The following is a 12905-nucleotide window of genomic DNA, read 5'->3' as shown; positions in this document are numbered from 1 at the left end:
TATGCGTGCACAAAGACTTGATGACCATAAATTGCCGGGTTCTCACACCCGATCGCTGAGTGTTCAGCGACAGACAGAGACTAGAGAGCGCACGTCCGACGGACAACCTGAAAACCGCGTGGGAAGGTTCCGGTTATCTCCCACAAATTTAAACAGCCAAAAGCCAACCCTCACCCTAGCCCTCTCCCGGAGGGAGAGGGGACTGACCGAGTTGGCTGGGGGAGCTACGCCGACGTGAAAGACCGAGTCGAATTCAGATACTGAAAATCACCAGATCAGCTCCCTCACCCTCGGGAGAGGGCTGGGCGGGCGGTGTTCCGATGAGGGGCAAATCCACCACAAAACTAAAGCCGAACACCCGCTCTTCACCACTCAATAGGCCGAGTGTCAGCTCGCCTGCTTTTGATCTTGGAGCCCGTCGGCAGGCTGAGTGGAGGGATTGATCCGGGGGTAGGCGCGCAGCGCCGTTCGACGAAGTCGAACACATCGAAAGGAGGTGCAGCGAAGCAAACCGGAAGCGATGCCCCCGGATCGATCCCGGAGCGAAGAAACCCCGAGCCCCAGCGAGCGGGCCGAACGTCAGGGCGCAGACCTTTTGGTTACTTTTGGGGCGTTTGCCAAAAGTGACCCGCTGTAAGAGCGGAACCGTCAGCGGCAACACCCGCAGCAACGGATATTCACCCAAAACCCCAAGAACCTGGTCGGCCCAAAGGCCGCCAAGTCAATGCGCCGTAACCCGCTGCCGCGCAGCAGAAGCACTCGGCGAAAGAGCCAAAGCCAACTGCGTCCGATTATGCATATGCGTCAACCGCAACACCTGCGAAACATAAAGCTTCACCGTGTTCTCGGTAATCCCCAACTCACAGGCAATCTGATAATTGGTCTGCCCCTTGCCCACCAACCGCGCCACATCCAATTGCCGCGGCGACAACTGATTGAAAATCTCCGGCATCTCCTGAGCCTCCGCCTCGACAGGCTCACCGCCCAACACATCACGAACCACCGCCGAAGGACTACGACGCACCTTGTCCAGATCCTGATAAAGGTCATCAATCGACTCAGACAGATACTGCAACTTCTGATTCAAATGCCCCAATTGCAGATTCTTCTGCCGCTCCTGCAGCGCCGCCTCTTGACGCCGCACCCCGTCGAGCAACTCATCCAGATCAATCGGCTTCTGATAATAATCGGCAATCCCGGCACGCAATGCCTTGATCACATCCTGCTTGTCGGCACGCCCAGTGAGCATGATCGCCTCAAACACCCGACGCTTGCCCGCCAAACGCTGCAACGCCTGAATCAGTTGAATGCCATCCATGTTCGGCATGTGCAGATCACTCAGCACCAGACCGATTTCCGCGTCCTCACTGAAACGCTCGATAGCCTGCAGACTGGACTCGCATGGCACACAGCGATAACCGTTGCTTTCAAGAAACTCGCACAGCTCCTCCACGATCAACGGCTGATCGTCGACCACGAGGACTTTTACCGCAGACGTAAGCTTGTTCACGTGCTACTCCATGTCCCAGGCCAAAGCTGACCATTCCTGTACTGCCAGCCTTTGGCTGTATAACCAGTTCATTTGAAAGTAGACGTACTTTCCGACTATGTACATAGAACTAGTGGCGCTTGGCGACTAGTGGATCCAAAGCATAACGAGCACTGCACCGACCAGCACGAACGGTGCAAATGGCAGCTTTTTTGACATGCCGGGGGCCAGATATCGCAGACGTTCTCTAAGCCCTTGACTCATATGGAGCCAGACTCTTGGCGCCAGCAGCATCCAGATCAGGCTGGCGACGCCCGCCCCTATAAATACGCCAAGAATAAACAGACCGTCCGTCGCAAGGCCGAGGGCTGTCATTAATTTCACATCGCCGGCGCCCATGCGCCCCATGAAGAAACCCGGCAGGGTCAGCGCCAGCGCGATCAGGCAGGCCCAACCGCCCTGCCCCGCCTCAGCGCCCAGCCAAGTGCTGCCGGTCCACAACAGATAGATCAGCGCCAGCGCCGCCGCACCGAGCGTCAGCCCATTGGCAATGCGTCGCTGGCGGGCATCTTGCGCCGCGCACAGGCCCAGCCAGATCAGGAGGAGAAAACTGTACATCCGGTAAAAACCGTCCATTTTTGCGGAATGATTCTATGCTGAGACTACGCAGTGACAGTCAGGGTAGACGCACTCATGAAAACCGGCTTTCGCAAGTCGCAAAAAGGTGCGGTGGCGATTGAGTTCGCCTTGGTGTTCATCATCTTTTTCGCCGTGTTTTACGGCCTGGTCAGTTACAGCCTGCCCTTGGTGATGATGCAATCGTTCAATCAGGCCACGTCCGAAGCCGTGCGCCGCAGTGTCGCGGTCGATCCCAACACGCCCAACTACTCAACCGTGGTGATCAACACCGCGAATGCCACGCTGACCCAGCAATTGTCCTGGATCCGTCCGATCTTCAACCTGGTGGTCGGCGTTGACACCAGTGTCGAATACAGCGCGACGGGCCTACTGACAGTGCAAGTGAATTACCCGGTCAGCAAGCTCAATCAGGTCATGCCGTTTCTGGTTCTGCCGGGCATCGGCACGGTACCCAGTCTGCCCACCTACCTGACCGCCAAGTCGAGTCTGCAATTTTGACGTCGGGAGACAAACTTTTCGGGCGTTTGCTCAAACGCACACCGCCCGCCGCCCATGAGTTGCCCGACCCACTCGGTTCACCCGCAACAGGCTTGCACCTGTACCTGAACGACGACGGTGACGTGCTGCAAATGGCCGGGCCGCTGCGGCATCTGTTGGCGCAGTTCAAGACTCACGATCGGCCCTTACCGCTGAGCGCCTATCTACTGCCGCACAGCACACTGACCATCGAAGGTCGGCCAAGGGAGTGGCAGGGGCTTTTGCTTGATCTCGACTTCTTCGGTCTGGGCGAGCAGACCGTGCACGTGCGTGGCTGGGTTCAACCGCTGGGCGAGGGCTGGCTGATGCAGTTGATCGATATCGCCGACTTGTTGCTCGAACGCCAACAATCGCGCCAGCGTGATGCCTGCCAATTGCTCGCCGGGCAGATCAGCGACCAGTTGCGCGCATGCAGCCAGGCGCGGTTGCCGGCGATCGTCAGCGAACAATTGCAAATGATCGCCCAGCGCTGGCACATCCCTTGTCTGGCGCTGGCCTTGCTCGATGATGAGCAGCAGGGCTGGCAGATCTATCGTCAGCATCGCGCCCACGATGCGCCGAACCTGTGGCACGACCAGCAACGTCTGGGCACGCCGCTGGACAGCCTGAACGGTGCCGCGCCGCAACGTGTCGGCGCGCATCAGGGCCTGGATGAACATTCGCGAGTGCAGGTTCTGTTCGGCAGTGCCGAAGGTTTCGCGGTGCCGTACAGCGATGAGCGCGGTGTGGTGGCCTGGCTGCTCTGCGGTTTTTATCCCGTGGACAGCGTCGCGCCATACCTGAGCGAGCGCGACTGGATGACGCTGGCCGGCGCGCTGGCCGGGCCGTTGCTGGGGCGCCTGCGCGAACAGCAGCATCACCTGCAACTGGAACGCATCGAATCGCTGCAAACCCTGCTCGGCACCGGCTGGTGGGAGATCCTTGCAGGAGACGCCAACATTCAACTGGCGCCCACGCTGGCGGCGGCCCTGAATGTCAACCCTGGCGGATTGCCGCTGGAAGACTGGCTGACGCAAATCCATCCCGCCGACCGCGACGAGTTGCGCAGCCGTCTGCACGCTTTGCAACAACACGGTGAAGCCCTGACGCTGTCGGTGCGTCTGCACGGCGGCAATCCCGCGCAAGCGCCCACGTGGTATCGCGTACAGGGTCAACTGATTGGCAGCGGCGAGCACCGCCGGCTGGTCGGTTTCATGCTCGACATCAGCGACATCCAGAACCAGCAACAACGGGCCGCCGCCGCGCATGCGCGGCTGGACAACCTGATCGCCAGTTCGCCCGCGGTGATTTACGTCCAGCACTACCACGAAGGTGCGCTGATCCCGGCGTTCTTCAGTGCCAGCCTGCAACCCTTGCTGGGCTGGAACCTTGAGGACTGCAGCGACGGCGCTCTGGTCGAGATGATCCATCCCGAGGATCGCGAGGTGTATTTCGCTCGCAGCCGCCAGTTGCTGCGCGAAGGTTCGGTGCGCAGCCGTTATCGACTGCGCGACCGTCGCGGCGAGTATCACTGGTTGCTCGATGAAGCCCGTCTGCTGCGCAATGACCTCGGCCTGCCGGTGGAAGCGGTCGGTTTGTGGCTGGACGTCACCGAGGCGACCCTGGCAGCCGAACAGGTGAAAAAGAGTGAAGAGCGCTATCGGATTCTGGTCGAAGACTCGCCGGCAATGATCTGTCGCTATCGCCCGGATCTGATTCTGACCTTTGGCAACCGGCCGCTGGCGAAGTATCTGGAATGCACGGCGGAGGAACTGCCAGGGGTCGATCTAGGCAGCTGGATGTCCGAGGAACAACGTACTGCGTTCGTCCAGCGTCTGGCTGCACTGACCGTGGAGCAACCGGTGAGCACCGCGGAAATCAGCCTGCAACTGCCCGGCCGCGAACATGCCTGGTGGGTGTGGTCCGATCGCGGCGTGTTCGATGAGCACGGCCAGTTGATCGAAGTGCAAGCGGTAGGCCGCGACAACACCGAGGTGCGCCGCTCGCAGCAGCAACTCACACAAAGCGCGAAAATGGCCACCCTTGGCGAAATGGCCACCGGCCTCGCCCATGAAATCAATCAGCCGCTGAACGTGATGCGCATGGCCATCGTCAACGTGCTCAAGCGCCTGGGCAACGGCGATGTGCAGGTCGATTACCTGACCGACAAGCTCAATCGCATCGATGCGCAGGTGCAGCGTGCAGCGAAAGTCGTCGATCACATGCGCGTATTCGGCCGACGTTCGGAGATCGAGCAGCAACTGTTCAACCCGGCCTCGGCCATTGAAGGCACGCTGTCGCTGCTGGCCGAGGGCATGCGCGGCAAAGGCGTGGATTTGCGCATCAGCGAGACCGGGTTCGAGGTGCAAGTGCGCGGCTACGTCGATCAGCTTGAACAGGTGTTGATCAATCTGATGGTCAACGCGCGGGATGCGTTACTGAGCAAACGCGAGAAGGACTCAAGCTTCAAACCGTGGATCTCAATCTACGCTGAACGTGATGAGCAGCATGTGCGACTGTGGGTCGAGGACAACGGGGGCGGCATCGATCCGCGTTTGCTGGAGCGGATTTTCGAGCCGTTTTTCACCACCAAACCCATCGGCGTCGGCACCGGGCTGGGGCTGTCGGTGAGCTACGGCATCATCGACAACATGGGCGGCGAGTTGAGCGTGCGCAACTCGGTGGAGGGTGCACGGTTCTGCATCGAGTTGCCGGTTGCCGTGGACGCCTAGATCACCAGATAGGCCTTGCCGGTCTGGCCGCAGGTCATGTTGGCACCGACGTCGACATCCATCAGGTTAATGCCCAGGCCTTTGAGCAGGTTGTTCAGCAGCGGGTCGAGCAACGGACTGACCAGGTTGGTCACCACCGGCAGTAGTTTGCTGGTGACATCACTGATCAACGAGGCAACGCCGGTAACAACGGCACCCAATGGATTGCTGCCCTGGGGTTTGTAGACGATCAGGTTGATGCCCGCGAGGGTGTTCGACAGGTTGCCGACGATGTTACTGGTTGGCGCTGCCGGCAAGATGCTCGGCGGCAGTTTGAGGTTGGCCGGGGTGGCGAACGGCGTAGCGCTGGAGAACACCAGATCCTGGGTGTTTTGCGCGACGCTGGTGTCGAGCATGATCGCAATGCCGCCAGCGCCGTATTGAATATGGGTGGAGGGGTCGCAAGTCCCGATGCCCAGAATTTTGTGGCACGTGACGATTCCCAGATCAACCAACGGTAATGGCGTGACAGTCGGTTCGGCGGCCGAGGAAAAGGCGTTGGCAGGGTCGATCTTGCCGAGTTTGAGGTCGGCAATGGATGTGATGGTGTGGGCAGTCAGGCTTTTCGTGCCTGTTGTCCCGGTTGGGCAGCTGTAATCGGTGACATAGCTTTTCGCGCCACCAGCATCCAGGCTGATGTCAATTTCGGGGGATGGCAAAAGGAGTGGGTCAAGTTGCTGGCAACCGGCGCAGGCGACCGAACTCAGGACTGCTACCAGATTCAGACTCAGGACTGCATTGAGCGTCGGCGTCAGTCCCGCGACCAATCCCAACACCGCATTGGTCAGCCCCGTTACCCCGGACAGCACCGGCAGGCTCACCGACAACATCGTGCGCACCTGCGCCGTGCGCACATAAATCCGGTCCGGCCCGGTCGGATTGACCTTGGCCCGCGCCGGATCGCCAATGGCGGAAAACTGCGGCGGCTCGATCACTTTCACCCGCACCGTGACATTCGCCAGCCCGAGCACGCTGATCGGCAACGTCGCCGCCACCGCACTCTTGCTGTTGGCCAGTTGCACCACGCCCTGAATCAGCTGCAGCAGTTGCAGATTGGCGTCCAGCCCCGCCGAAGTGGTACCGGTCTGCAATTGCAGAATGTCACCCAGTTTGACCGGCGCCGCGTTGACCGCCGCCACCTGCAATTGGCCGAGCGCGGTGATCACCTGGGCGGTCGCACCATTGAGTTGCACCACCGTCGCCGCCGCCTGAATCAGTTGCGTCAGCGTGGCCTGAGTGTTGAGTAATTGCGTGTAATTGCCCGCCGCGACGTTGAGATTGATCGCCAGCTGATCAAGGTATTTCAGCAAGTTGATATCAGTGTTCAGCAGGCCGTCCCAGCCCAGTGCCGTGAGATTGACGTTACCGCCGAGCAGCCCGGAAAACAGCGGATTGAGGATGCTCGACTGGGCTGTATCGATGCTCGCCAGCGTGCTGCGAATATTCAGCTGGGCGACCGTTGGCTGCGGTTTGGCGGCCACCGCCGAAGCATTCAGCGTGGTATTGAGACTGACCGGTGTACCGCTGAACAAGGCTTGTACGCCGCCGGCAAAACTGGTGATCACCGTGCGACTGGCGACGACTTTGACCGCAGCCATTTGCGTGGCATCCACGGCGAACGTGCGTAAACCGCTGGCGGCAGTCACCAGGGTGCCGCACGTGGTGGCGAGGGTGTTGCTGGCGTCGACAACGTAGCCGTTGCGCACGGCGCTTTGTCCGGCGTAACTGGCAGCGCTCAGCCCCGGCAGGCAATTGCCGCCACGACTGACGGCTTCGAGGGCGGCGTTGTCCACCACCCGCTGCAATTTGCGTTGCTCCATGTACAAGCGGCCGGTGTCGACCACCAACAGCAGCATCACCACCGCCAGACTGAGGGTGGCCGCCGCCATCAAGCCAATCGCCCCGCGCTGCCGGGCCGGGCTGGTGAATCGCGAACGAGGCGACATGGCGCACTCCTTTGCCGCAAGCTCCATTGGTGCAACTGAGTGTAGACGCGCCTAATGGCAACGCACCATTTCGAACAGAAACATCCCTGTGGGAGCGAGCCTGTTCGCGAAGGCGTCGTGTCGGATAAATAACAGTTGAATGACACCCGGCTTTCGCGAGCAGGCTCGCTCCCACATCAGAATTTAGGGTGGAACAAAAAATGGGAGCTCAACAGCTCCCACTTTTTAACGGATTCAGCGCGGTGGATAGTTGGCCAGAATCCGCCCGACAGTCTCGCGAATGGCATTGCTGCGATCTTCGGGATTCGGCCTGCTGGCGAGCATCTGTTCATCGCTGCCGCGCCACACCAGTTTGCCGTCCTTGCCGTCGAGCAGGTCGATCTGGATGGTCGCGACCTTGTAGGTGATGTTGCGCGTTTCGTTGTACATCGGCGCGCCCCAGTAGCCGTTCCACGGGCCACCCCAACCGCCACCGTAATTGGTCGTCACTTGCTGCTGACGATCCTCGACGATCAGGTAGGTCTGTACATTCAGGTCACCCTTGCCCCCCGCCGCCGCAGGACGCAAACCGCGCTGGTCGAGCTGATCGGCGACGGCCTGGCGGATGCGCTGTTCGGTCAGGTCGCTTTTGATTCGTGGATCATCGGGGCGATATTGCAGGGCGGGGTCTTTCCAGCTCCAGCTGCGATAGGCGGCAAAGTCGCGGCTGGCATCGAAGTCGTGGTTGACCTGGTTGGCGGCGCAGGCGCTGAGCAGCGTGGCCATGGCCAGTAGAGCGAGACGGCGGAACATGGTTTTTCTCCGATTGAAGACATGAACCTGCGGCAGCTTCCCGTTGGCAGAAAGCTAACTCGGAGGATACGCCGACATGGCCTTTTCCACAGCTTCGCGGATCGAATCGGTGCGATCGATTTCGCTGCCCTTGTTCGCGGTTTCAGCACTGGCACTCCAGACCGGTTGCCCGCTGCCGGCGTCGAACAGATTGACCTGCACCACCACGACCTGCTCCGAATACGTGCGCACGATCGGCACCGTGTTGTACATGCCATAACCGCGACCATATCGATCGTAGCCGCCGTATCCGCCGCCGTAGTAGCCGTAGTCGTCCTGGACCTGCCGCAAACGGGTTTCCAGCCGCAGATCGGCGCTGACCAACAGGTCGGCCGGGCGGTTGTCGTGCAACGGGCGCAAACCGCGCTGATCGAGGGCATTGCTCACCGCTTCGGCCACTTGCGCCGAGTCCGCCCACGCCGTACCCGGCGGCAACTGCCCGTTGAGCCAGGCCCAACTGCGATAGCGTCCGTAGTCACGCGGCGGCGCCGGGTAAGCGCTACGGTCGAAGGTGGTGGCGGCTTGCGCCGGCGCCGGCGGCAAGGGCCGCGACTGCGCCACGTACGGGTTGCTGCCCTGGCAGGCAGCCAACCCCAGACAGATCAGCAATAACCCGGATTGAGCTTTCATGTCGCGCTCCGATCAGATCGGCCGGCAGATCCAGTGCAAGTAGCGCCCAAGCCCGGCGAAGCTTGGGTGACGGCGGTGAGCGAGCTCCATCTCAAGCAAATCCGCGAGTTCGGCGCGGGCCTGGAATTCCACCGGCATGTAGTCGTGGAAAACCCGGATCCCGCTCTGGGTTTCGACCTGCCACAGGCCTTCGAGTTGCGTTGCCAATTCCCGTGGATCGAGAGGCTGTTGCGGGGTCAGGCTCTGCTTTTCCCCGGCCATGCTGTTCTTGCGCATTTTCTTGAAATGGCCTTTGAGCAGGTTGCGGTAGATCAGCGCATCGCGGTTGTAGAACGCCAGCGACAACCAGCCGCCGGGCTTGGTGAGTTGGTGCAGCACCGGCAGGATCGCGTGAGGCTCGGCGAGCCATTCGAGCACGGCGTGGCAAATCACCAGATCGTACGGTTCAGTGAGTTGGCCGAGCAGTTCCTGCCACGGCGCCTGGATGAATGTTGCGGTTTGCCCGGCTTCAGCAAAACGCTGGCGCGCGCCTTCGAGCATCGGTGCGGCGGGCTCGGTGAAGGTTACGTCATGGCCGCGCTCGGCCAGCCACAGCGACATGTGGCCAAGACCACCACCGATGTCGAGAACGCGCAACGGACGATCCGGCAGTGCCTCGATTAGGTCGGCCTGCAACACCGCGAGGCGAATCGCGCCTTTCGCGCCGCCATAGATTTTTTCGGCGAACCGCGTCGCCAACTGATCGAAATGCCGGTCGCTCATCAGCTGAACCGCCGTTCGCTGTCGGCAAGCTTGGCGCGCACCACTTCATTCATGTCCAGGCCCAACTCGCTGCACAGCAGCAACAGGTACAACACGATATCGCCGACTTCCTGCCCGGCGTGGGCGAGTTTGTCGGCGGGTAACTGGCGCGACTGGTCTTCAGTCAGCCACTGGAAGATTTCCACCAGTTCGGACATCTCGACACTGGCCGCCATGGCGAGGTTTTTCGGGCTGTGAAATTGCCGCCAGTCATTACGGTCGCGAATGGCGTGCAGGCGTTCGGTCAGTTCAACAAGGTTCATCGGGTTCTCCTGAAGGCGTATAGCTTCGGGGGGATATCGCCTGAAGGCAAGGGCCGCCGATGCTCTTTGTAGGAGTGAGCCTGCTCGCGATGACGTCGTGTCATTCAACATTGATTTGTCTGACACGACGTCATCGCGAGCAGGCTCACTCCTACAAGGGCGGTGCAAACACTCTATAGTTGCAGGGAACTCGGCCACCCGCGTTGTGGCCCAAGGCTCAGCTCTTTCATCAGGATGCACACATGCAGGTAGAAAGCTTTTTCGAATGGCTCGGGCAGGCGCTCGGTTCGGTCATCCGGTTTATTGTCGATGGCCTCAGTGGCTTGTTCAACATTTTGAGCAATGCCGGCGGCAACTTTGTCGACGGGCTGGCGAAGACGCTGGGGATGGACACCTCGATCATCAGCATCATCGCCCTGATCGTCGGGCTGATGCTGTTGTGGTCGGCGATTCGGGCGTTCATGAATGCGTCGATCATTGCCGGGATCATCTGGTTGTTGCTGGGGTTGTGGCTGCTTAGCTGGATTATTCATTAACCGCTTGAAGAGCCCCTCATCGGAACGCCGCCCGCCTAGCCCTCTCCCGGAGGGAGAGGGGACTGAATGGGGGATATTCAAGAGCTACACCGACTTGAGCGAGCTTCAGCGAATCCATAATCGGCACATTCTCTCAGGTCGATGGATGACGCCAGACACCTCGGTCGGCCCCCTCTCCCTCTGGGAGAGGGCTGGGGTGAGGGGGTTGTTTCTGTCAGACACAGCAAATCCTCCATGAATCGTTACAATCCCCGCTCCCCCAAGGAGCCCGCATGTCCACTCTGATCGCCGACTGGCGCGACCGCCCGACGCACCGCAAGGTCTGGGCACTCGCCGCGCCCATGATTCTGTCCAATATTTCCGTACCGTTGGTGGCGCTGGTCGACAGCACCGTTATCGGCCACTTGCCCCACGCCCATCAATTAGGCGCGGTGGCGGTCGGTGCCAGCCTGTACACATTTCTCGCCTGGGCCATGGGCTTTCTGCGCATGGGCACCACCGGGTTTGCCGCGCAAGCCGCCGGGCGCAGCGACGGTGCGGCGTTGCGGCAGATTCTGTTGCAGGGCTTGCTGCTGGCGATGGGACTGGCACTGGTGCTTGGCACTTTGGGTGTGCCGCTGAGTGGTGTTGCGTTGCACTTCATGCAACCGTCGGCGGAGCTGGCTCAACTCACCCGGGACTTTTTCCATACACGCCTGTTCGGCCTGCCGGCGGCGCTGGCCAGTTATGCGCTGGTCGGCTGGTTCCTCGGCACACAGAACGCCCGGGCGCCGCTGGCGATTCTGCTGACCACCAACCTGATCAACATCGTCCTCAATCTGTGGTTCGTCATCGGCCTGGATTGGGGCGTGGTCGGTTCAGCGCGGGCCTCGGTGATCGCCGAATGGAGTGGCGCCCTGCTCGGCCTGCTGCTGACCCGCAAAGCGCTGCGCGCGTACCCCGGGCACATCGCTTGGGCAGCGCTGAGAATCTGGCAGAGCTGGCGCCCGTTGCTGGCGGTCAACCGCGATATCTTTATCCGCAGCCTGGCGCTGCAATCGGTGTTTTTCCTGATCACCGTACAAGGCGCGCGACTGGGTGATTCGACGGTGGCCGCCAACGCGCTGCTGCTCAATGGCTTGCTGCTGACGGCGCATGCGCTGGACGGTCTGGCCCACGCCGTCGAAGCCTTGTGCGGACACGCCATCGGCGCCCGTGATCGTCTGGCCCTGCGTCGCTCACTGGTGGTGGCAAGCGGCTGGTCACTGATCGCCAGCCTCGGCTTCGCCATGCTGTTCCTGCTGGCCGGGCACTTGTTCATCGAGATGCAGACTGACATCCAGAGCGTGCGCGACACCGCGTTCGTCTACCTGCCCTACCTCGCCGTGCTGCCGCTGATTGCAGTCTGGAGCTACCTGCTCGACGGTTTGTTCATCGGCGCCACCCGCGCGCGGGAAATGCGCAACGGCATGCTGATCACCGTGGTGCTGTTATTGCCGTTCGCCTGGGCGCTGCAAGGTCTGGGCAATCACGGGCTGTGGATATCTTTTCTGCTGTTCATGGTGTTGCGCAGCCTGACCCTCGGTGCGCAAGCCTGGTGGCTCAAGCGCAACGATGGCTGGTTCAGTGGCGGCGTTCACTGACTCGGCGTGTGGGCGATAAACCCGACCACCTGATCGAGCACCGGCGCCAGACGCCGCAACGGCCGCGACAGGGTCGCTACCAAGGTTATGTGGCTGGGCCGCGAGTAATACAAATCCTGCGCCGGCACACCGGCCTCGCGCAGCTTGCTCGCAAGGCCACCGGTGTTGCGCGTCGGGTTGACCAGATCATCCCGGCTTGCCGCAATCAACAGCGCAGGCGGTGCGCCGCGACTGACATGGTTGATCGGCTGCGACTGCGGCGGTGAATCCGGCCAGAAGAACACCGGACGCACCTCGGGATTCTTGATCGGCAGAAAATCATACGGCCCGGCCAGACCGATCCAGCCTCGTACATCCCTGGGCGACATGCCCACCGCCGCGAGCCATTCGCTGTCCAGCGCGAGCATCGCCGCGTTGTACCCGCCCGAGCTGTGGCCCATCAGATACAAGCGCTGCGGGTTGCCGGAAAACTCGTGGATATGCGCTTTGGTCCATGCCACCGCACGCGCCCCGTCTTGCAGGAACAGCGGATAGCGCACCTGTGGATACAAACGGTAATCCGCCACCACGGCAACAATCCCTCGGGACGCCAGCGCTTCGCCGACAAAGCGGTAGTCGACGCGCGAACCGCTGTTCCAGCTGCCGCCATAGAAAAACACCACCACCGGCGCGCCGGGCATCGGCTGATGCGGCACATACACGTCGAGCTTCTGCCGCGGATCGTCGCCATAGGCGATGCCCACGGTTTTGGCGTATGTGCTGTCCGGAGTCAACGCATTGAGCAACTGCACCGGCGAACAACCGCCCAGCACCAGCAGCAACACGACCCCCAACCCTTGCCGGAATAAACCTGCCATACGC

The 12905-nt window shown here is 61.1% G+C and carries 12 protein-coding genes; 4 read left to right on the top strand and 8 right to left on the bottom strand.

The features are described from left to right. Nucleotides 1-721: 721 nt before the first annotated feature. Nucleotides 722-1510 (bottom strand): response regulator transcription factor, encoded by a 789-nt coding sequence (locus tag HU754_RS04610; RefSeq protein WP_186620919.1) that lies wholly within the window; start codon nt 1508-1510, stop codon nt 722-724. A 126-nt stretch (nt 1511-1636) separates the two neighbouring features. Beyond that, nucleotides 1637-2107, bottom strand: coding sequence for a prepilin peptidase (locus HU754_RS04605; protein WP_186620921.1), 471 nt, complete (start codon nt 2105-2107; stop codon nt 1637-1639). 75 nt (nt 2108-2182) lie between these two features. On the opposite strand from HU754_RS04605, the gene HU754_RS04600 reads away from it, so the two are divergent. Beyond that, complete coding sequence (locus tag HU754_RS04600) at nt 2183-2626, top strand: TadE/TadG family type IV pilus assembly protein (protein ID WP_093430263.1); 444 nt, start codon at nt 2183-2185, stop codon at nt 2624-2626. Beyond that, nucleotides 2623-5376, top strand: coding sequence for a PAS domain-containing sensor histidine kinase (locus tag HU754_RS04595; RefSeq protein WP_186620929.1), 2754 nt, complete (start codon nt 2623-2625; stop codon nt 5374-5376). The genes HU754_RS04600 and HU754_RS04595 overlap by 4 nt, the downstream gene beginning before the upstream one ends. Here HU754_RS04595 and HU754_RS04590 read toward each other — a convergent pair. The 5 genes from HU754_RS04590 to HU754_RS04570 all read right to left on the bottom strand — a co-directional run bounded on the left by HU754_RS04590 (nt 5373) and on the right by HU754_RS04570 (nt 9886). Continuing rightward, nucleotides 5373-7361 (bottom strand): pilus assembly protein TadG-related protein, encoded by a 1989-nt coding sequence (locus tag HU754_RS04590; protein ID WP_186620931.1) that lies wholly within the window; start codon nt 7359-7361, stop codon nt 5373-5375. The two genes, HU754_RS04595 and HU754_RS04590, sit on opposite strands and share 4 nt — an antisense overlap. A 234-nt stretch (nt 7362-7595) precedes the next feature. Beyond that, a complete protein-coding gene (locus tag HU754_RS04585; protein ID WP_093430260.1) occupies nt 7596-8153 on the bottom strand; it encodes a DUF4136 domain-containing protein in 558 nt (185 codons plus the stop codon). Between the two features lie 54 nt (nt 8154-8207). After that, a complete protein-coding gene (locus HU754_RS04580) occupies nt 8208-8822 on the bottom strand; it encodes a DUF4136 domain-containing protein (RefSeq protein WP_095047366.1) in 615 nt (204 codons plus the stop codon). 12 nt (nt 8823-8834) lie between these two features. Then, nucleotides 8835-9584, bottom strand: coding sequence for a methyltransferase (locus tag HU754_RS04575; RefSeq protein ID WP_099757894.1), 750 nt, complete (start codon nt 9582-9584; stop codon nt 8835-8837). Continuing rightward, on the bottom strand, nt 9584-9886 hold the full coding sequence (locus HU754_RS04570) for a MazG-like family protein (protein WP_007914625.1): 303 nt from the start codon (nt 9884-9886) through the stop codon (nt 9584-9586). Before HU754_RS04570 ends, HU754_RS04575 begins: the two co-directional genes overlap by 1 nt. A 242-nt stretch (nt 9887-10128) precedes the next feature. Between HU754_RS04570 and HU754_RS04565 the strand changes: the two genes are divergently transcribed. After that, nucleotides 10129-10422, top strand: a complete 294-nt coding sequence (locus HU754_RS04565; protein WP_007914623.1) for a hypothetical protein — start codon at nt 10129-10131, stop codon at nt 10420-10422. Between the two features lie 272 nt (nt 10423-10694). After that, complete coding sequence (locus HU754_RS04560) at nt 10695-12044, top strand: MATE family efflux transporter (RefSeq protein WP_186620933.1); 1350 nt, start codon at nt 10695-10697, stop codon at nt 12042-12044. Here the strand turns inward: HU754_RS04560 and HU754_RS04555 are convergent. Next, nucleotides 12038-12901, bottom strand: coding sequence for an alpha/beta hydrolase (locus tag HU754_RS04555; RefSeq protein WP_186620935.1), 864 nt, complete (start codon nt 12899-12901; stop codon nt 12038-12040). The two genes, HU754_RS04560 and HU754_RS04555, sit on opposite strands and share 7 nt — an antisense overlap. Nucleotides 12902-12905 lie beyond the last annotated feature (4 nt).

Source organism: Pseudomonas zeae (assembly GCF_014268485.2).
Classification (GTDB): Bacteria; Pseudomonadota; Gammaproteobacteria; order Pseudomonadales; family Pseudomonadaceae; genus Aquipseudomonas; species Aquipseudomonas neuropathica.
Note: the sequence above shows the minus strand (reverse complement) of the source record. Positions and strands in the feature narration are given on the sequence as shown.

Bases quoted from the DNA above. Each gene is read 5' to 3' on its own strand.
- HU754_RS04575 (WP_099757894.1), bottom strand. From the start codon at position 9,584: ATGAGCGACCGGCATTTCGATCAGTTGGCGACGCGGTTCGCCGAAAAA.
- HU754_RS04580 (WP_095047366.1), bottom strand. From the start codon at position 8,822: ATGAAAGCTCAATCCGGGTTATTGCTGATCTGTCTGGGGTTGGCTGCC.
- HU754_RS04570 (WP_007914625.1), bottom strand. From the start codon at position 9,886: ATGAACCTTGTTGAACTGACCGAACGCCTGCACGCCATTCGCGACCGT.
- HU754_RS04560 (WP_186620933.1), top strand. From the start codon at position 10,695: ATGTCCACTCTGATCGCCGACTGGCGCGACCGCCCGACGCACCGCAAG.
- HU754_RS04605 (WP_186620921.1), bottom strand. From the start codon at position 2,107: ATGTACAGTTTTCTCCTCCTGATCTGGCTGGGCCTGTGCGCGGCGCAA.
- HU754_RS04555 (WP_186620935.1), bottom strand. From the start codon at position 12,901: ATGGCAGGTTTATTCCGGCAAGGGTTGGGGGTCGTGTTGCTGCTGGTG.
- HU754_RS04600 (WP_093430263.1), top strand. From the start codon at position 2,183: ATGAAAACCGGCTTTCGCAAGTCGCAAAAAGGTGCGGTGGCGATTGAG.
- HU754_RS04585 (WP_093430260.1), bottom strand. From the start codon at position 8,153: ATGTTCCGCCGTCTCGCTCTACTGGCCATGGCCACGCTGCTCAGCGCC.
- HU754_RS04590 (WP_186620931.1), bottom strand. From the start codon at position 7,361: ATGTCGCCTCGTTCGCGATTCACCAGCCCGGCCCGGCAGCGCGGGGCG.
- HU754_RS04565 (WP_007914623.1), top strand. From the start codon at position 10,129: ATGCAGGTAGAAAGCTTTTTCGAATGGCTCGGGCAGGCGCTCGGTTCG.